Origin of the sequence: Geitlerinema sp. PCC 7407 (assembly GCF_000317045.1) — a bacterium.
Classification (GTDB): domain Bacteria; phylum Cyanobacteriota; class Cyanobacteriia; order PCC-7407; family PCC-7407; genus PCC-7407.
Genome location: NC_019703.1, coordinates 2,129,746 through 2,147,652 on the forward strand (window position 1 = coordinate 2,129,746; position 17,907 = coordinate 2,147,652).

At 55.4% G+C, this 17,907-nt stretch carries 17 protein-coding genes; 5 read left to right on the top strand and 12 right to left on the bottom strand.

The features are described 5' to 3' along the window. Positions 1 to 314 precede the first annotated feature (314 nt). Genes GEI7407_RS08860 through GEI7407_RS08885 form a run of 4 tightly spaced genes read left to right on the top strand, consistent with a single transcriptional unit; the run spans position 315 to position 5,172 of the window. Positions 315 to 938 carry a hypothetical protein gene (locus tag GEI7407_RS08860; RefSeq protein WP_015171806.1) on the top strand — a complete coding sequence of 208 codons (624 nt, stop codon included), beginning with the start codon at positions 315 to 317 and terminating at the stop codon, positions 936 to 938. 17 nt (positions 939 to 955) lie between these two features. Further along, positions 956 to 2,695, top strand: a complete 1,740-nt coding sequence (locus GEI7407_RS08865; RefSeq protein WP_015171807.1) for an asparagine synthetase B — start codon at positions 956 to 958, stop codon at positions 2,693 to 2,695. A 17-nt stretch (positions 2,696 to 2,712) separates the two neighbouring features. Beyond that, positions 2,713 to 4,002, top strand: coding sequence for a decarboxylase (locus tag GEI7407_RS20040; RefSeq protein WP_071880818.1), 1,290 nt, complete (start codon positions 2,713 to 2,715; stop codon positions 4,000 to 4,002). Between the two features lie 39 nt (positions 4,003 to 4,041). After that, positions 4,042 to 5,172 (top strand): hypothetical protein, encoded by a 1,131-nt coding sequence (locus GEI7407_RS08885; RefSeq protein WP_015171809.1) that lies wholly within the window; start codon positions 4,042 to 4,044, stop codon positions 5,170 to 5,172. Positions 5,173 to 5,176: 4 nt separating this feature from the next. On the opposite strand, the gene GEI7407_RS08890 is transcribed toward GEI7407_RS08885, so the two are convergent. The 7 genes from GEI7407_RS08890 to GEI7407_RS08920 form a co-directional block, all read right to left on the bottom strand. Beyond that, positions 5,177 to 6,856, bottom strand: a complete 1,680-nt coding sequence (locus GEI7407_RS08890) for an asparagine synthetase B (RefSeq protein ID WP_223294507.1) — start codon at positions 6,854 to 6,856, stop codon at positions 5,177 to 5,179. A gap of 367 nt (positions 6,857 to 7,223) precedes the next feature. Continuing rightward, positions 7,224 to 7,547 carry a hypothetical protein gene (locus GEI7407_RS08895; RefSeq protein ID WP_015171811.1) on the bottom strand — a complete coding sequence of 108 codons (324 nt, stop codon included), beginning with the start codon at positions 7,545 to 7,547 and terminating at the stop codon, positions 7,224 to 7,226. Positions 7,548 to 7,660: 113 nt separating this feature from the next. After that, on the bottom strand, positions 7,661 to 8,395 hold the full coding sequence (locus GEI7407_RS08900; RefSeq protein WP_223294508.1) for a hypothetical protein: 735 nt from the start codon (positions 8,393 to 8,395) through the stop codon (positions 7,661 to 7,663). Between the two features lie 120 nt (positions 8,396 to 8,515). After that, positions 8,516 to 9,010 (bottom strand): ATP-binding protein, encoded by a 495-nt coding sequence (locus tag GEI7407_RS08905; protein ID WP_015171813.1) that lies wholly within the window; start codon positions 9,008 to 9,010, stop codon positions 8,516 to 8,518. Between the two features lie 432 nt (positions 9,011 to 9,442). Further along, positions 9,443 to 9,859, bottom strand: coding sequence for an arsenate reductase, glutathione/glutaredoxin type (gene arsC / locus GEI7407_RS08910; RefSeq protein WP_015171814.1), 417 nt, complete (start codon positions 9,857 to 9,859; stop codon positions 9,443 to 9,445). A 48-nt stretch (positions 9,860 to 9,907) separates the two neighbouring features. After that, on the bottom strand, positions 9,908 to 11,062 hold the full coding sequence (gene arsB / locus GEI7407_RS08915; RefSeq protein WP_015171815.1) for an ACR3 family arsenite efflux transporter: 1,155 nt from the start codon (positions 11,060 to 11,062) through the stop codon (positions 9,908 to 9,910). A 192-nt stretch (positions 11,063 to 11,254) separates the two neighbouring features. After that, positions 11,255 to 11,581, bottom strand: a complete 327-nt coding sequence (locus GEI7407_RS08920) for a helix-turn-helix transcriptional regulator (RefSeq protein ID WP_015171816.1) — start codon at positions 11,579 to 11,581, stop codon at positions 11,255 to 11,257. Between the two features lie 108 nt (positions 11,582 to 11,689). Between GEI7407_RS08920 and GEI7407_RS08925 the strand changes: the two genes are divergently transcribed. Next, positions 11,690 to 12,118 carry a thiol-disulfide oxidoreductase DCC family protein gene (locus GEI7407_RS08925; RefSeq protein ID WP_015171817.1) on the top strand — a complete coding sequence of 143 codons (429 nt, stop codon included), beginning with the start codon at positions 11,690 to 11,692 and terminating at the stop codon, positions 12,116 to 12,118. On the opposite strand, the gene GEI7407_RS19460 is transcribed toward GEI7407_RS08925, so the two are convergent. The 5 genes from GEI7407_RS19460 to GEI7407_RS08950 form a co-directional block, all read right to left on the bottom strand. Next, positions 12,115 to 13,794, bottom strand: a complete 1,680-nt coding sequence (locus GEI7407_RS19460; protein ID WP_015171818.1) for a WG repeat-containing protein — start codon at positions 13,792 to 13,794, stop codon at positions 12,115 to 12,117. The genes GEI7407_RS08925 and GEI7407_RS19460 overlap by 4 nt on opposite strands. A 32-nt stretch (positions 13,795 to 13,826) precedes the next feature. Continuing rightward, the gene (locus tag GEI7407_RS08935) at positions 13,827 to 14,933 is read right to left on the bottom strand and encodes a N(2),N(2)-dimethylguanosine tRNA methyltransferase (protein ID WP_015171819.1); all 1,107 of its coding nucleotides are present in this window, start codon (positions 14,931 to 14,933) and stop codon (positions 13,827 to 13,829) included. Between the two features lie 4 nt (positions 14,934 to 14,937). Beyond that, a complete protein-coding gene (locus tag GEI7407_RS08940; protein WP_015171820.1) occupies positions 14,938 to 15,237 on the bottom strand; it encodes a DUF2103 domain-containing protein in 300 nt (99 codons plus the stop codon). 135 nt (positions 15,238 to 15,372) lie between these two features. Continuing rightward, a complete protein-coding gene (gene clpS / locus GEI7407_RS08945) occupies positions 15,373 to 15,681 on the bottom strand; it encodes an ATP-dependent Clp protease adapter ClpS (RefSeq protein WP_015171821.1) in 309 nt (102 codons plus the stop codon). Positions 15,682 to 15,828: 147 nt separating this feature from the next. After that, on the bottom strand, positions 15,829 to 17,853 hold the full coding sequence (locus GEI7407_RS08950; RefSeq protein ID WP_041268864.1) for an FAD-dependent oxidoreductase: 2,025 nt from the start codon (positions 17,851 to 17,853) through the stop codon (positions 15,829 to 15,831). Positions 17,854 to 17,907 lie beyond the last annotated feature (54 nt).

The following is a 17,907-nucleotide window of genomic DNA, read 5'->3' on the forward strand; positions in this document are numbered from 1 at the left end:
CGCTTTTGTGAGTCCGGCTCGCATTTTAGAGTTGTTATTTTTCAGATTTCAATCGTGAGAAACGGTTGAGTCAATGGTCTTTAGAGAGTGTTTAAGACGTGTCTCAGAAAGCCAAGCGCTTGAGCATGAGTCAAATCATTGTGCTCACTAGATAAAAGCTTGGGAAATTTCAGGCAAAGCCCCATGGTCCCCTAAACCTTTGCAAGCTTTTGTCCTCAATTTGGTGAGTTCCATCAGCCTTGTGCATTAAAAAGGAGTTTTCGTACAGTAGTAAGTGGCAAGGTTGAGCGCGATTTCTGAGAGAGCTTCTAGGTATGAAACAGCGATTAACTCAGGTACAACTCGAACAAGTTGTCGCAGAAGTGCAGCGCTTGTCTGAGCGACAACAGGCAGAATTGGATGCAGAGCAGGTGAAGGGCATTCTGCAAGAATTGAATTTGCCACCAGAGCTATTAGAAGAAGCGATTTTACAGCTGCACCGACGCGAGGCGTTAGTAGAGCAGCAGCGGCGACGCCGCTGGATTATTGGTAGTGTCATCGGTTTGATCGCCTTGCTCCTGTTGGGGGTGACGGTGTTTACCCAGTCTCAACAGCAGTTGCTGACTCGAGTCACGGCGGAACGCGATCGCATTACTCTGGTCCAAGATGATGGTGGCGACCTCAGCACCGTATTACGACAAACCAGCGGTGAAGTGGTTTACCGGGTGACGCTATCGGATGCACCGGTGGGCCAAAAACTCTCCCTGTCTTGCAACTGGATGGATCCCAATGGGCAGATTGTTCATCAAAATCGCTACCAAACTAAAGAAATCACAACGCCGGTTTGGAATACAATCTGCCGTCACACCATTGGCTCAGCTGCACCGGTTGGGACGTGGAAAGTTCAGATGTTGTTGGGCGATCGCCTTCTGAGTGATACCACCTTTGTGGTGAAATAGACGAAATGCCTAGGAATATGACCGTCAGCGTTGCCACCTGTCCACAGCAGCTCGTGGGGTATTGGGGCTATGGCGATCCGGCAAGATTAGGGCAATCGTTGAAGCGGCTTTTATCCCAAGCTAGGGAAACAGACTGGGCCGTCACTTCTCAGCCTACTTCTGATGGCACCTTGGCGGTTTTGTCTGCGGCTGGTTTGGCCTCTGATCTACAGACAGAGACTGCCTTAGCTGATATCTGGGTACAGGTGGGAGAGCAGAGCTTGACCCTGGGACGACAAGCCTTTGGACGAGTGCCACTCTACTGGATGCAGGTTGAGCAGGTGATCTGGTTTTCCTCGCGGTTACAAACGCTCCTGCCACTCGTAGCCTCTCCAGGCGTCAACTTTGCTGCTTTGTATGGCTATAGCTGTTTCTCCTATGTGCCCACGCCGTTAACCCCCGTTGAAGGGGTTGTCGCTGTACCTGCTGGAGTTGAGGAAACTTGGCGAATGAGCGCGGGAACCCTGGCATCTCCTCACTCCCGCGATCTCTTGGACTGGCGAGAAGTACCTGACCCAGTGGACAACGAGCAAGCGGCGATCGCTCAACTCCAAACTCTCTTAAAAGCGGCGGTTGAACGGCAAATCACTGACCTGCCTGATGAGACGGTCGGTGTGCTGCTGTCGGGGGGCTTAGACTCTTCGATTGTGGCAGCGCTGCTGGTGCAAATGGGGGTGAAAGTACGTGCCTACACCCTCGATTTTGGGGATGAGTTTGAGCGCGGAGGCATGACAGAATCTCCGTACGCCGAGCAGGTTGCTAGCTGGCTAAACATTCCTCTGATTAAAGTCGATGCTACTCCCCGACGGATTCAGGCTGCTTTGATTCCCACGATTAAAGCGTTGGATCTACCCTTTGGGGATGGAGTCACGGTTCCCCTGTCTTTGCTCTGTCAGGCGGCCAGTCAGGACACCGGCATTATCTTCAATGGTGAAGGAGGTGACCAGTTATTTGCGGGGTGGACGAACAAACCGCTGATTGCCGCCAGCATTTATCAATCGGAGCATCCCGATGATTATCAGTCGTTCGCCGACCATTATCTACGAACCTTTCATCGCCTCTGGGGGTATGAAGCACAGGTATTTCAGCCCGCTGTTTATGCTGCAATTCAGGATATGAATCCTCAGGATTGGTTATATCCCGCATTAGACCCGACCGAAACTCGATCGCTCCTCCATCGACTGCGCCGAGCCTCTCTGATGCTGAAGGGAGCCCAAAATATCCACCCACGAGCAACTAACCTGGCGTTTGCCCACGGCTTGCAGGTTCGATCGCCCTTTTGTGACATGGCGCTTGCCCAATGGACTTTTCAAGTGTCGAGTGAACTGTATTTGCAGGGAGCGTGCGAGAAATATATTCTCAAGCGGGCGGTAGAACCCTGGCTCCCTCCAGAGATTGTGTGGCGGCAAAAGCGCGGGATGGGGGTTCCTTTGACCGCGTGGTGTTTGAATGAATGGTGGCGATCGCTGGGAGTCTGGTTGAATCCTGGTACTTTACAAGCAGAAGGACGATGGCAGCCTGATTTAGCAGCGCGTATTGTTGAAGGTAATTTAGGAGGCATGATTCAGGGGCGACGGATTGGTGAAACCCTTTGGTTATTGATTGTTTGGCAATTGTGGCGATCGCACGTTCTGGGTGAACCCCTAGAGAATCCATCCTGGAACCATCCTTTTTTACTGCCCTATCAGTTGTGGAGGTTTACTCACCGATGTCTCTAGCCTCTAACCCAAATCCAATGGGCGATGACACTTTGGATCTGCCGTTTTTCCTCTCCCCATCCCTCGCTCAGGAACTGCTCAAGACTTACGGCTCTCCGCTTTATGTCTATGATGGCGATCGCCTCAAACAAACCATTGAGCAGATCACTCAGGCAATTCCCTATCGCCACACCCAGTTTTGCTTTGCCAGTGTCACCAATGGCAACCTTTCCCTGCTGCGGATCTTTCGAGAGGCTAATTGGGGGCTTCATGCCAACACCCCCGGAGACATTTATCTGGGTTTGCAGGCAGGATTTCAGCCCTCTGCGATTGTCTACAGTGGCAGCAATTTAAACCGTGAAGAAATGGCGCAGGTGTTGACGTGGGGAGTTGCAACACTCAACCTAGATAGTCTAATGCAACTGCAATTGTGCTGTGAGGTCTATCACGCTCTGCCAGCCGCCGCTAAACCTCCCTCGCTCCGTTTGGGACTGCGGTTGAATCATCCCAAGCTGACAGGAGAGAGTCGCATTGGGGTCCGTCCCCAGGAGTTTCCCGATGCAATTCGGATCGTGGCCCAAGCCAACCATGCCAATGCTCACAGCCAATCAACCAGCCTGAAGTTAAGTGGGTTGCATTTTTATCGGGGAACGGGCACCAATGCCACTCAAGCCTTTACGCAAGTGATTGACAGCGTTCTCGACCTGGCTCAACAGTTACCTGACTGGGAATACTTAGACTTTGGTGGTGGCTTTGGCTATCCCTATCACCATCAGGGAGCCACCTTTGATTGGCCCGAGTTTGGTCAGACTTTAACCGAAAAATTGGCGGAGCGATCGCAACGAGTCGGAAAAGCGCTCCAGCTTGTGATCGAACCAGGACGAGCCGCGATCGCCGGTTGCGCCACCTTACTCACCACCGTTGTCTCTATAAAGTGGCAAGATCATCAACAAATCGTCGGAACCGATACCACCGTTGCCAATCTTTCTGTACCCACTGTTCACGGCGGGCATCGCGAAATTATATCCCTGGTTCCCAGCCTTCATCGCTCTGCTAGCCCCTTATACTCAACCGATGTTTGCGGCAATACTACCTATTCGCGCGACTATTTGGGACGGCACTGCCAGCTACCAAATCTGTCTGTTGGCGATACGCTGGCCATTCTGGATGTGGGGGCCTACGGTTATGCGATGTCATCCCACTTTTTACATCGACCCCGTCCAGCAGAAGTTTTACTAAGGCAAAATCATCATCACTTAATTCGTCAGCGTGAAAATTATGACGTATTGCTCACCAATCAGGTGTTTGATTCCAATAATGTATTCTGATCGAGTTCAGTTTCGCCAAAGCTTTCCGGTGAATACCTTATGAGATGCATTCAATGCGGTACAGATAATAAACTTCAAGAGCGCACCAACAATCAGGGTCGATGCAAAAAGTGCAATCATCAATTTGTCTTTGAGCCGAGGGCAGGAGATACCCCTAGTCGGCTAACTGATGTTTTATTTGCAAAAGCGCTCAATGAGTTATCTGCTAATAACACTCTCTATTTCACACCCAAACAGCTTTTTTACTTTTTAGAGAAGCGTTTCTATAGCAAAGGGCTCACTCTAGGGATAAAAGTTGAAAATCTTGTTGTATTTGTATGCGCGGGAATTTTAATAGCGATTGGAAGTCACCTGGCATCGGTGCGGCTGTTCGTCATGGGTCTTATAGTGTTGCTGATCAGCTTGATTATCCCGGGTAAGCCACGGCCAAAGCGCTCTAGAAACTTGTCCATTACTCAAAGCCAAGTGGGGCCATGGGTCAATCGCTGGAATCAGGTAAACCCTCCTTCTGAAAAACTACTTCCCTCCCTAGGATCCGGGTCCACGGCTCGGATTCAGCCTACATCCATAGCAGGGGATGTCACAGTTTATAGCTTCGATCGCCTCGTTGTCTGTGACAGTGTGGAGGTCGCCCAGATGTTGATCGCCAATAACTTTCACTTTGAAAACAACTGCGCTGTATTGAGTATTTCAGGCTATCCTGAACGAATTTTTTCAACCGTTATGCAAATGCTCCGCCGAAACTCAGATTTACAAGTATTTGCGTTCCATAATTGCAGCCCTAGCGGGATAGGAATCCTACATCAGCTGCGTACCGATCCGGCTTGGTTTGCAGAGAGTAATGCTGTCATTATCGACGTTGGGCTTTTACCTCGGCAAATCATGACAGCAAAAAAAGACATCACGATTCAAAACGCCAAGCAATCCACCCAAGATTTAGCACCACAAATTCGGCAAACTCTCTCTGAGGCCGAGTTGCAGTGGTTGGACGCAGGGAATTGGGTCGATCTAGAGTCCTTTACCCCAAAAGCTTTGATTCAAATTCTCCAGCGCAGTATTGCCAGAAGCCAGACCATCAATGAAACAGATAGCGGTCTATTAAGTATTGAAGATGAAACGGGCCGACGTGGCTCTATCTACATAACAGATGGCATAGGTGGGTTTGGCTGATTCTTTATTTTCGGTTTACCTGCAACCAGATTTCTAGGCTCACCAGTAGCCACAATTTCACGCCATAGCGCTGCCAGGTATCACCCCGATAATTAAGCCATTCTCGAATCAATGCTTGGTTAAGATAGGGGGCGATCGCTGCCTTACGATTGAGCAATAAAGCCTTAGCTTCTCGCTGCCAGTATTTCCGAAATCCCCGTTGGACGGGCACCATCATGCCGCTTTTCGGGCGCAGCAAAATCTGCTCTGGCAGCAAATCAGCAACTGCTTGTTTCAACACAGCTTTCTCTTGCACACCAGATAATTTGTACTCTGGTGGAATCTGCATACTAAGTTCGACAATCCGCTGGTCAAATAGGGGCGATCGCCCTTGCACCCCCGCCGCTCGCGTCAAGTTATTGACCTTGGTGAGAATCTGATCCGCTCCTTTGAACTTAATATTCAACGCCATCAAGCGATTTAAATAGCTGGCGGACGAATCTAGATCTTCAGAAAAAACAGAGGGTTCATGTTGCACGGCTTTCCAGATCTCTGGTTTTAGCAGTTGAGGGAGATCGGAGGCACATTTTTGAAACGCCAGCAGATAGGCCTGAAGCGAATCCTGCTGAGTAACGGCTCCATACAGCTGGTTCAGCAGCATGGGCTGATTTTTGGGTCCGCCGAAGCAGGGATCCCCACCTTCACCGTTTAGCACGACCCTAACGGATTCTTTCGCTAGCCGCCCCACTAGCAAGTTAGGTACAGTCAACGGATCGCCGATGGGATCATCCAAGTACGCCATCGTTTCCGGCAGTTGATCCCACATTTGGCGGAACGTAATTTCTAGAATATGGTGGTTGGTGCCACAGTGATGGGCGACCAAACTAGAAAATTCCAGTTCGTTTGGGCAAGCTTCTCCAAAGTGAATGGAGTAGGTATGCACAGGTTCAGAATGAAACTTAGATGCTAGGGCAGTGACGCTACTCGAATCTAACCCTCCCGAGAGAAACACTCCTACAGGTTCCTGCTTTGGCAGACATTCCTGCACAACCTGATCGAGCACTGTGCGCAACTTTTGACCATGCCACTCTAGAGGGCGTCCCCCTCCTGGCTCCAAGTCATCGCTTATCGTCTTCTCTTGCAATTGCCAGTAGGTGCGGATTTGCTCCCTTGGAAACGATAGGACGCTTCCCGGTCGCAGCTCTCGCACCTGCCGCCACAGGGTTCGCGGTCCGGGGACGAATGCGCAGCACAGATAATCCCGCAACGCCACCAAATCCAGCTCTTTTGCATGGTAGGGAATTAGCGATCGCAGGTTGGGAGCCACCCAGCGGGTCGATCCGCTGGTTGTGTAATACAGGGTACAGGCGCCTGTGCGATCGCGCCCTAGCCACAACATTTGTCGCTCTCGATCCCAAACGGCTAGGGCAAACATGCCGACTAATTTGGTGAATGTCGCCTCACCCCAGCGTTCCCAAGCTGCTGCAATCCATTGCAGATCGGATAGTGCTAATGAATGATTCGTATCTATCCCTGTCGCCAGGGGCCGGCGATCGCTCAGCCAGACATCTCCGGCCACCACAAACCGCTGAGAAGGACTAAGAACTAAAGGCGAAATGCCACCCGGTGACTGGGATCGAAAAATAGCAATTTGTTCATCCTTCCAAGCTGCTTCAGTCAGTGCAGCAACTTCACCCCAAGCCAAATGCCAAGTGGGTGGAATTGTTAATTGGAAACGCTTACTAAACAATATTTCTAACAGCCTTATAGTGTTACAAAGGTAGCGAAGCTACAATCTAGTGCCATGCGATCGCCAAGATCCTTGAACGGTAAAGAATCTAGCAAAAAATTTCCAAAATTTTAACTTGCCCATAACTAATAGCTGGGTCAGTCAAAAAATTCACGGCAAAATCAAGTTTCTAGGCCGCTTCAAGCTAAAAACTGGCCCGTAAATAGCCATTTTCCGGAACGTTTTCGTTAAATCACAAAAATTTTCTACAGCAATCGAGAGGTTAGTTGAGACAAAACATAGAAGATCTTCGCTGACCTAGGACCTCTGCCATGCTGAGCCCCTACATCGGGAAACAAAATAGCTGCCCAATGGTTTTTGCAGCCTCTACTGCCAGTTCAGCATCAAATAAATTTCGCTTCAAAATCTCGAACCACAGCTCTTGTCCCCCGTTTGCCTCAGTTGGGATGACGTAGCTTTCGGGTCGCTGATTCGTAAAAATATAAACTTCATCAGACTCGAACCAATCTCCCGTCTTGAAGCAGATACGAATAATGTGCTGCCACGGGATTTCGTCGGACCAGGGATTCCCGTGGGGAGGATTGACCTGTAGCGCAATCCGGCTTTCATCAAAGCGAACGATGTACCATTCGGCTAAAGAAGGCATTGGATAATAAGGTTTGTGAAAGATCAGTGAAAATTAACGGTTTGATTTTAGAGCGAAATTCAGTTCTGTGGGGTTAAAAACCTAGCTCTAGAAGTTTGCGGTTCTTTCGAAAACTAGGCTGAAGGCAGTTTCCGAAAGCGATGGATGAGATAGGCCGCTAGGAAAAAGAACGGTGCCCAGCTGAGGAAAAAGAAGAGAAACACGGGCGAAAACTGGCCAGGCTGGTTGCCGAGGTAGGGACGCGTGGAGAGATCAGCGCATTGGATGGCAATGGCGATCGCCGGTCCAAATCCCTGAAGCGCCCCCCACCAGCTGAAAGCAGCCAAGCAGCTCATGCCGATGCGATGACGCAGAATTTCGGTTCTGCGGTGATTGGATAAGGATAAGCGAGTCCGGGCCATAATGATCACAATCAGCGTGAAAGTCCAAATCATCCACAGCGCGCCTGTCCAGGGATTGAGTCGCAAAGCGATGATGGCTGTGAGCGAGAGCCCTGTGCCGACGAGCAGGCTGGGCACGACCAAAGCATTTTGGGGGGAGAGTGGCGCTCGGGAGGGCGTGGCCTCTCGCAAAAGATAAAGAACGCAAAGACCCACAAACATGAATCCCAGACGAGCGGGATAAGTAGGGGGCATGCTGTAGCCAGCGTATTTGGTGTGGTTCTCTTCGACGAAAAAGCAGAGCCGGACAATATCTAGCACGATGCCGCTCAGGGCAACGCCGATCATCGATCCTGTAAATAGTCGCCCGGACTGTAAGTGTAGTCGGCCACCCTTTCTAGCTTTGAAAGCGGCGATCGCTGCAATAGGGGCGATCGCCCCCGCAATGATGTGACCCAAAAGAACCATTAAAAAAGCAGAATTTGCCCAAAAACTGCCGTAAATCACTGGCTTGTGAAGCAGGAACGTTGACTCCATGGTTAATTCATGAGTTCATATCGAGTGGGGCGATAGGTCCCGATATGCGCATCATATCCGCTCATAGCGAAGGACGTTGAAGCCTTCCTCGATCGCAGGAGCCTCAAAATAGGCCGTGATCGCGTCAAATTCCGCCTCAGTGGTCCAGGCGCTACCGGGCGGTAGCCCCTTGCTGCGCTCTTTTAGCTGGCGCTTGCATACCTCATCGGAGGCATCAATAAAGTGGAGCTCGTGGGCGGTCTTTGCCTGCTCGAATAGGTCGCGAAACCAGGCGCGCTGCTTGCGGGTGTTGCCCGGAAAGTCCAGGACAACGGAGATCCCTTTGGAGAGCAGAAGGCAAATGTGGGGGCTGAGGGCGGCTCTGAGGCGAGCGGAATATTTCACAAAGTCCGCGATCGCAATGATTTCCCCGGGGAAAAGCTGCTCTAGAAATTCATCCTGAATGATCAAGACTGCATTTTCTCTCTCAGCCAATTCTCGGGCTAGGGTCGATTTTCCTGCGGCCATCTTGCCGCACATAAAAAGCAGCTTTGCCTGACTGTGCATCCTTGGGATCTCCTGGGTTCGTCTCCTGGGGGCTACATTTATGAAGTCGAGGGAGCGTGAAAAACCACCAGGGCAAGGCCTCTAAGGGCTAAACCAGACTCCCTCAACTGAGAAACTCTTCATAGCAGGTCAGCCAGTTTTCGGTCACAACGTCTGAATTTAGAGAAGATCAGGAACTAGGAAGAGAGATGACGCCAATTTTGGTCAAAAAAAGAGCCTGATTTTTTCAGGCTCTAAGAAGATGTCTGAGAAGTCCAAGAATTGCCCTCATCCCCCAACCCCTTCTCCCAAAATTGGGGGAAGGGGAGCTGAAATCCCTTTCCTCTTGCCCAATTTTGGGAGAGGAAAACAGAAGGGTGTGTGAGCAATACCGAAGCTTGCGGCACTTTCCAAACATCCTCCAAGTTAATTTCAGCAACAAACCAGCTTGTTCTAGGACTTGCTCGGGCTGGGTTCCTGGAGCGTTTGCACCAGGGCTTCGACTCGCTCTTTGACTTCGCCGCGGACTCGCTGGAAGGTGTCGAGGGAGTGGCCTGCGGGGTCGTCCAGCTGCCAATCTTCGAAGATCGGGCGAGTGACCCACTCGGGCGGCAGACTGACGCCACAGCCGCACAGAGAGATCACAGCGTCGAAGTCCTGGGGGTCGAACTCCGAGAGGGCTTGAGAGGTTTGTTGAGAGATGTCGATACCCACTTCGGCCATGGCTTGGACCGTGAGGGGATCAACACTACCCGGCTCAAGACCGGCACTAACAGCCTCGATAGCGGCCCCGCCCAGGTTTCGCGCGAAGCCTTCGGCCATTTGCGATCGCCGGGAGTTGTGGCGGCAGACAAACATAATCCGTTTCATGAACCAGACTCCAGTGGGTGAGTAATGGGTGAGGGTTGGCTGGAAAACCTAGGAGAGCGATCGCGCGCAGCGGGGATCGCAAAGAGTGGCTTTGTGGGGTTCACGGCGGAACCAGGGGGCGGTGCGCTTGCAGACCTCCACGAGCATCAGCATCACCGGCACCTCAATCAGCACCCCAACGACGGTTGCCAAAGCCGCACCGGAGTTGAGGCCAAAGAGGACCACCGCAGTGGCGATCGCCACCTCGAAGTGATTGCTCGCGCCGATCAGGGCCGCGGGCGCTGCGTCTTCGTAGACCAAGTCCATCTTGAGAGCTGCCACGTAGGAGATCAAAAAGATAAAGTTGGTCTGAATCAATAGCGGAACCGCAATCAGCAAAATGTGCAGGGGATTGTTGACGATCAGCTCTCCCTTGAAGGCAAAGAGCAGCACCAAGGTGATCAGCAAAGCGGCGATCGCCACGGGAGAGAGATACTTCAAAAAGCGCTGCTCAAACCACGCGCGGCCCTTGTAGCGAAAGATCCAGTAGCGAGAATACATCCCCGCCGCCAAGGGCAAGCCGACGTAGATCAACACCGAAAGCGCAATGGTTTCCCAGGGCACCATGAGGTCATTGGCTGCCAGGAGCCACCGGCCCAGGGGCGCATAGAGAAACAGCATCATCAAGGAGTTGACCGCCACCATCACCAGCGTGTGGCCCTGGTTGCCGTAGGAGAGATATCCCCACATCAGCACCATCGCCGTACACGGAGCAATGCCGAGCAAAATCGTGCCCGCAATGTAAGAACTCGCCAGGGAAACATCAACTCCTCGAATGATTTCGCTGCCCTCAATCAGGGGCCGAAACAGCCATCCCAGAAAGAACTGGGCAAAGGCCACCATGGTAAAGGGCTTGATTAGCCAGTTCACCACCAGGGTGAGAATTACCGGCTTGGGAGTCCGCACAGCCTGAGCCGCCTGAGAAAAGTCAATCTTGACCATGATGGGATACATCATGAAAAAGAGGCAGATAGCGATCGGAATCGATACCTGATAGATGCTCATAGCATCGAGGGTGACGGCCACCTCTGGAAAGAGACGGCCCAGGAGAATGCCCGCACCGATGCACAGAAACACCCACAGGGTGAGATATCGTTCAAAGAAACTGAGACTTCCCCCGGCCTGGACAGCGGCGGGGGAGAGTTCGGGAGATGGTTGATTCATTGAAAACTCCGGGGTTCAAACCCTGTCTCTCTGGAACGGCTTGAGAGGGGGGTAGCCGCCAGTACCTAAGATTTCTTGGACCTAGTTATGTAATATTTCAAAAAAACTTGTTATGTCAAGCAAAAAATAAGCCGATCAAGCCTAGGTTCAGCCATGCGATCGCCCCCAAGCGCCAGGTAGGCGGCCCAGGACTTACTCGTCTCGGCAGGTCCGCGTCGGCAAAATCGGGCTGTAGCGGCGAAACTCAGCCAGGTACTGCTCAAGCACCACAAACTGGGGCAAATTAAGGCTGTAGTAAATCCAGCGGCCCTCTTGCTTGGCTTTGACGAGCTGGGCTTCCTTGAGGGTTTTGAGGTGAAAGGAGAGCTTGGAGGGGCTGATCCCCATGGCCTCTCGCAGATCGCACACGCACAGCTCCCGCTCCCGCAGCAGCTCAATGACCTCCAGGCGAAGCGGATCCGAGAGCGCATGAAACCCGGCGATCGCCAACTCAGAGGGACGGGAAAGCGTATTGGTCATATCTGCCGTGGCTCGCTCCAGCTTCAAAACAATTTTTTTTGATTTGACACTCAATGATAGTCTGAGTCTTTAAGATAAAACAAATAATCCTTATCCCTGCTCAAAAGCATGACCCATTGGCGTATCAAGCTGCTCTATGACGGAGAGTGTCCCCTGTGTGTGCGGGAAGTCAACTTTCTACGGCGTCTCGATGCTGGCAGGGGCCTAGTGGCCTTCGTAGACATTGCCGCCCTCGACTATCGGCCCGAGGACAATGGCGGGATCGACTTTGAAACGGCCATGGGTCGTATCCACGCCATCTTGGCAAATGGCCAAGTGATCCAAAACCTAGAAGTCTTTCGCCAGGTGTACGCCGTGTTGGGTCTGGGGTGGGTTTACGCTGCCACCCGCTGGCCCGTCCTCCGGTCCCTGGCGGACTGGGCCTATGGCTGGTGGGCAGACCGGCGCTTGGCCCTGACCGGGCGACCCAGTCTAGAGACTTTGGTCGCCCAGCGTCAGTCGTGCGAGGCCGAGGGGCGCTGCCGCCTAGAGGTCTAGGGGCGAATATAGCCCCACTGACCGCCCCGCAGCTCATCAGAGTAGGCGGGGCCGTCTTGCTGGACGCCGGAGAGAACCCGGGTCCAGCTACCGGCGTAGTTGGCCAGGGCCAAGCCTTCCGAGAGCTGAACAATGTCGGCAAACTCCGGCGCAACGACGAAGCGGCCGGTCTTGTCGATGATGCCAGCGGTGTTGCCGGTGCGGGCGATCGCGAAGTTACCCGAAAAAGCCGAGGCGGGTCGGACCACGCCGGAAAAAGGCCCCGCGATGGCGATCGCCCCGCTGGGGTTGATGTAGCTCCAGCCCTCTGCCTGAGCCACGGCGGCTAGCCCTTCCGAGAAGGACTGGGCCGCCTGAAACTTGGGCTCGATGACGATTTGGCCGGTTTTGTTGATGTAGCCCCAGCGATCGCCCACCTTCACCGCCGCTAGACCTTCCGAGAAAGACTGGACATCCGCAAAGCGCGGCTCAATGACGATTTGGCCGGTCTTATCGATAAAGCCGATCTGACCATTTTGAGCGATCGCGGCGAGGCCCTCGGAAAAGTCCCAGGCGTAGTAGGGCTGAGGGGCGATCGCCATCCGGCCCGTTTTGTCCACATAGCCGACTTGGTCAAAGTCGATGCGCACCCGCGCCAGCCCGTCCGAGAAATCAGACACCTCAACGGACGAAGCGTTCGGGTAGCTCACCTGGAAAACCACCTTGCCAGTGGAGTCAATGAAGCCGGTTTGGCCATCTTCCTGGACCCTGGCGAGGCCCTCTGAGAAAGGACCGGGCTCCTGGAGAAAGCGCGGCTGGATCACTGTTTGCCCCGATTTGTTGATGTAGCCCCAGCGATCGCCCACCTTGACTGCCGCCAGACCCTCGGAGAAATTCGCGCCCCCGTCAAACTGAGCGGCGATCGCCAGAGCGCCTTGGGTATTGAGATAGCCGTACTTGCCCTTGGACACCGCCAGGGCCAGCCCATCCTTGAAGGGGCCTCTGCCCCCCAGCTCCGGCGCGATCGCAAAGGGGCGATCGCCCCCCGCGACATACTGGGGCGAAATCGTTTGGCGCAGCCCCTCCGACTGACAGAGCATCGTCGCCACCTCTCCCCGGGTTGCATTTTGGTTGGGGCGGAGCTGGCGAGAGCTGGGGTTGCTGACCACCAGGCGTCCTCGGGTCGCCGCAAGCACGCCCGCCTGGGCGTAGGTCGGCACCTGGGCCGCATCCTCAAAGTACGCCCGCAGCCCAGCCCCCGGATCGGGGGCGCTGGCAAACTGGGCCGCATTGGCTAGGACCGCGAGGGCCTGGGCGCGGGGAATTGCCTGATTGGGCAAAAAGCGTCCGTCCGGATAGCCCGCAAAAAACTCCCGAGCGTAGGCGTCCCGAATCGCCCGGTAGGCCCAGTGGGTGGTGGGCACATCCCGAAACGCGATCGGGCTGCGAGTAGGCTCGACCTCAGGAAAAGCATTCAGCATCAGGACCGCAAACTCAGCCCGAGTCAGGGTGCCATTGGGGCGAAAGGTATTGTCGGGATAGCCGCTGACGAGCTTGCGCTGAAACAGCTGATCGATGCAGGTGGAGCGCCAGTCTCGCGACAGATCCGAGAAAGCCAAGGCGCTCAGCGGCGTAAAGCTGCCCACAAGGAGCGCCGCTGCTGAAACCACGGGCAAAAAACGGCGAGCATGAACCATAGAAGCGTTTGTTGGGGGAAGGTGAGGTGAAGTTAGCAGGTGCGGGCGATTTCCAGGCATTGGGCGATCGCGGCGTCTGTCTTGATCGCCTGGGAGTCGAGGTGGGTGGGGCTGGCGCGAAATCCCTGATCTCGCAGGGCCGCAATCAGGCGATCGCGATTGGGGATGTCCATTTTGCCGCGCCGACCGATTTCTCCCAGGGGGATCAGGTAGGGCGGCAGGGAGGCCTCTTGGGCCATCACCTCTAGAAGACGGTAGCGATCGCCCCAGTCCCACCGCCCAGCCAGCTCCATCATCGGTTGGAGCATTCCGGCGCCGTGGAGCGGCCCCAGCCACATCGGTCCGCTCAGCGTCAGAGGCTGAGGGGTGGGATGGTGAAGACACTGTGCCCGATTGAGCCGACGCCAATCGACGCACTGATAATCACCACAGCCATGACAATAGCCCAAAAAACCGTAGCAGTCGGGGTATGTTGCCGATTCTGAAACCAATCGCACCATTACCCGGTAAATCTGGCCGATATAGAGCGAAAACACCGGCTCAATCCCAAAACCCCGTGCGCTCGCCTGCTGCGAAAGCCCTCCCAGCAGAATTCGCAGCCCCTGCTCTTGCAACGATGGATGGGAGCGCGCGTAGGTTCCGTAGAGGCGCAGGCTGTCAGCGGGCGATCGCCCCGAAATCGTGCGGCCATCGGTGCTGGTGAGATAGATCAGGCCCCCCAGGCGCGTTGCTCCCAGGATGCTGCTCACATAGGGTGCCGGTGTGCCAAAACAGTCTAAATCCACCAGATCGTAGTAGTCGCGCCGCACCAGGCAATCGGCAAACACCCGGTTGGCTTCCCAGTGGGTGACCCGGACCTGCTCTGGGGCGAGCTGAGCAAGATTTTGGGTCAAAATGGGGCCGACCTCCGGATCGGCGTCATTAGCCCAGACAGCCGTCGCGCCCCCCTCCAGGACATAGCGCAGCGCCCGGACTCCGCAGCCCGTCGTCGCGTCGAGCACCCGAAACTCCGCCTGACGCTGGCGCTGAACCGCCACCGCCAGCACCCCCAAATCCCGTGAAATCTGGCTCTCAGCTCGATAAAACGCGTTGCCCACCTGGAACGTGGTCGTCCCTTCCTGACGCACTCCTGCCGCCATCGATCTAGGACTTGCGCTCCAGAACCTGGGCGATCGCCGCTTCGAGCTGCGCTTGATCCAGCGAGGTCACAATAAACACTTCCTGGAAAGTCTTGCCCTGACGAGCGATCACCTTGAAGCCCCCGCGAATCGGCACCGACACCCGCAGCTTCATCTTGGGGACGTGGGATCGCGCCTTTCCGAGGACTCCAGGAGTAATCGTCTGGATGCCCGGCGCCAGCGTCAGCCGCTCCAACAGCGGGATCACCCCCGGTAAATGGGTGGAGTGATTCCAGACAAGACGACCTCCGGGAGCGTTACCCATGACTGCGGATCCAAGATGACGGCAATCTCAGTCTAAGGGGTATCTGGGAGCCAAATCCGAGGCGATCGCCACAAAAATAGCGGCTTCTGGAAACGAAGCCGCTATTTTTGTTCGAAATCCCATGGGACCGAAGCCCTAGGCCGACTCCAGAGGAGCCATCGTCAAGCCCGATCGCCGAAGCTGCATATGATAGAGCTCCGCTTGCTCTTGAGGCCCGACCCACACGACTGCTTGGCCTTCGTTGTGCACCTGAAGCGTGAGATCCCAAGCGCGATCGCCCGTCATAAAGGGAATGTACTTCAACAGGCACTCAGCCACGTGCTGAAAGGTGTTGAAGTCATCATTCAGCACAATGACCTTGTAGTTGGGGTAGGTCTTGGCAGTGGTTTGGCTCGAGCGCTCCGGTGCCTTGACCGGAGAGGCGGCTGACAATCGCGTAGCCATGATGGGGTCCGAAATGATCTTTACAAAAGTATAAAAGGGCCGCCTCCATTGTAGCGGAGGCCCCTAGCTTGCGATCAGAGCGCGGCGGGGAAATTGGGATCGAAGGTTCAGGGCGAGCAACAGCCCACCCTGAACTCCCCAAGTCCTCTAGCGCCAGTCATCCCAGTCGAGATTGAAAATCGACGTGTCGGGGAAGGCCGTCGGGTTGCCGTCTTGCTCTAGGCGGCGGCGCAGCGCCTCCAGCTCTGGCTCTCGGCGGGGCAGCTCGTCCACCAGCTGGTAGGGCACCACCCCCCGCTCCAGGGCAAAGGAGGCCGTCGTGCCCGCCGCCGCCCCCGAGGACCATTCAAAGGAGTGCACCCGGTAGGCCGCCGCTGCGATGTGGCTCGTCGCGATGCTCTTGCCCGCCACCAGGAGATTGTCGACTTTCTGAGGAATCAGCGATCGCAGCGGAATTTGGAACGGGTAGGCCTGCCCTGCGCCGCGCCGCTCGCCCTCGCGCTCCGTGTTGCCCGGAGCCTCAGCGGGACTCTCGGTCATACAGGGATGGAAGTCGATCGCGTAATGGCCGATGCCCACCGCGTCCGGGTAGATCGTAGAGCGCGTCCGGCGCGTGGTCTGCTCAGGGTCTACCTGGCCGCTGAGGATCGAGCCCGCCTCTAGGCCTGCCAGAGAGGCCCGCAGGTTGCGGTACATGTCTGGCGGCAGCGTTTCGCGATAGTACTCATCGCTGTAGTCTCGCCGAGAGATGTCGATTTCGGAGATGTAGAAGCCCTCTGGATATCCCCAGGCAGGCCGTCCCAAGATGCGCCGCCCCTCTCTCATATAGGGATACTTCGACAGGCCGTGGGCCGTATCCATCGGCGCATCAAAGCCTGCCAAAAAGCGGTTATTTGGCTCCGGCTGCTTCACATCAGGCCCCAGCTGAGAATCGGTGGTCCCGGCCACCAGCCAGTGAAAATACCCCTTTGCGTGCTCTTCGCCTGCCGCCAGGGTTTCCGTGCGCAGGCCGCCCATCCAGCCTCCCGGCGCTAGCTGACCCGTCGCTTCCAGCTGCTGACGGGTATAGATCAAGTTGTCCTGGGCCGTCCCGGGGCGGTAGTCATTGCCCCAGGTCCAGTTTTGCATGGAGATATCGCCGGGCTTGGGCGGAATGAAGGTCAGGCCGCCAAAGGTCATCTTCTCTGGCTGCTCTTTGTCGCGGCCCGGGCTCCAGATGCGGCGATAGGTAAATACCAGCGGGAAGCTAGCGAGGCGGGGCAGCTCGTAGCTGTAGTAGGGGGCGTAGCGCTGGTAAAAAGAGGGCTCCGGGTGATCCTGCGGCTCCTCGGTGTGCTCCATGGCGAAGGTGTAGGTGAAGCCCTGGGGGCAGTAGGGATCGCCGTCAACGCTGGAGGAAGAGGGTTCGCGGGCCGAGAGGGGATCGATCCCAAGTCGATAGGGCACGTCTGCGAGGGCGATGATTTCGCCGGTTTCTGTCGCGTCGATCACGTACCAGGCTTGGGGAGCGGGGCGATCGCCCTTGGGGGGCGAGGGCTGGAAGCGAACAATGGATTTCTCGAGGCGATCGGAGTTGGCGTAGGTGTAGGCGTCTTCGATGGTCTCGGAGAGCGGGAAGGTGTTGAGGGGCGGAGCGCCCGCAGCGGGCTGGTGCTGGATGGCGATCGCCCCCGCAATCTGTGACCCGTTCAGGTCCAGCTCTTTGATCACCGTGTTGGGGAACCAGCGCAGGGTTCCTTTTCCTTTGCGGGCGGCATCCTTGAGCAGGGACATCAGCACCTCGTGACCGTCTTCGGGCAAGAAGCACGATTCGCTGACCCAGCAGCGACCAGGATTGAGCTTGCCGTACTCTTTCTCGATGCGATCGCGCAGGGCCAGGTATCCCCGCGAATAGAAGAGCTGAGCCCGCTGGGTCGTGCGCTCATCCAGGGCCGAAGTCCCCTGAGACGAGATCTGGCCGCCCACCCAGTCGGTGATCTCCGTCAGGCACACCGTCCGGCCATCCAGCAGGGCCTCGTAGGACGCCGCCGCCCCCGCCAAGCCGCCCCCCGCCACCAGCAGATCGCAGGTCAGGGTCTGGTCAGGCGATCGCGGGGGGGCAGCCACCGCCGGCGGGATGAGGGAGTTGAACAGAAGCGTTACAAGCGTGAGCCGAAGCCAGGAGCGGCGCATAGTCATGGAGTGCAGGGGGTGAAAGTTGGGCAACAAAACTAAAATCGCAGAAAA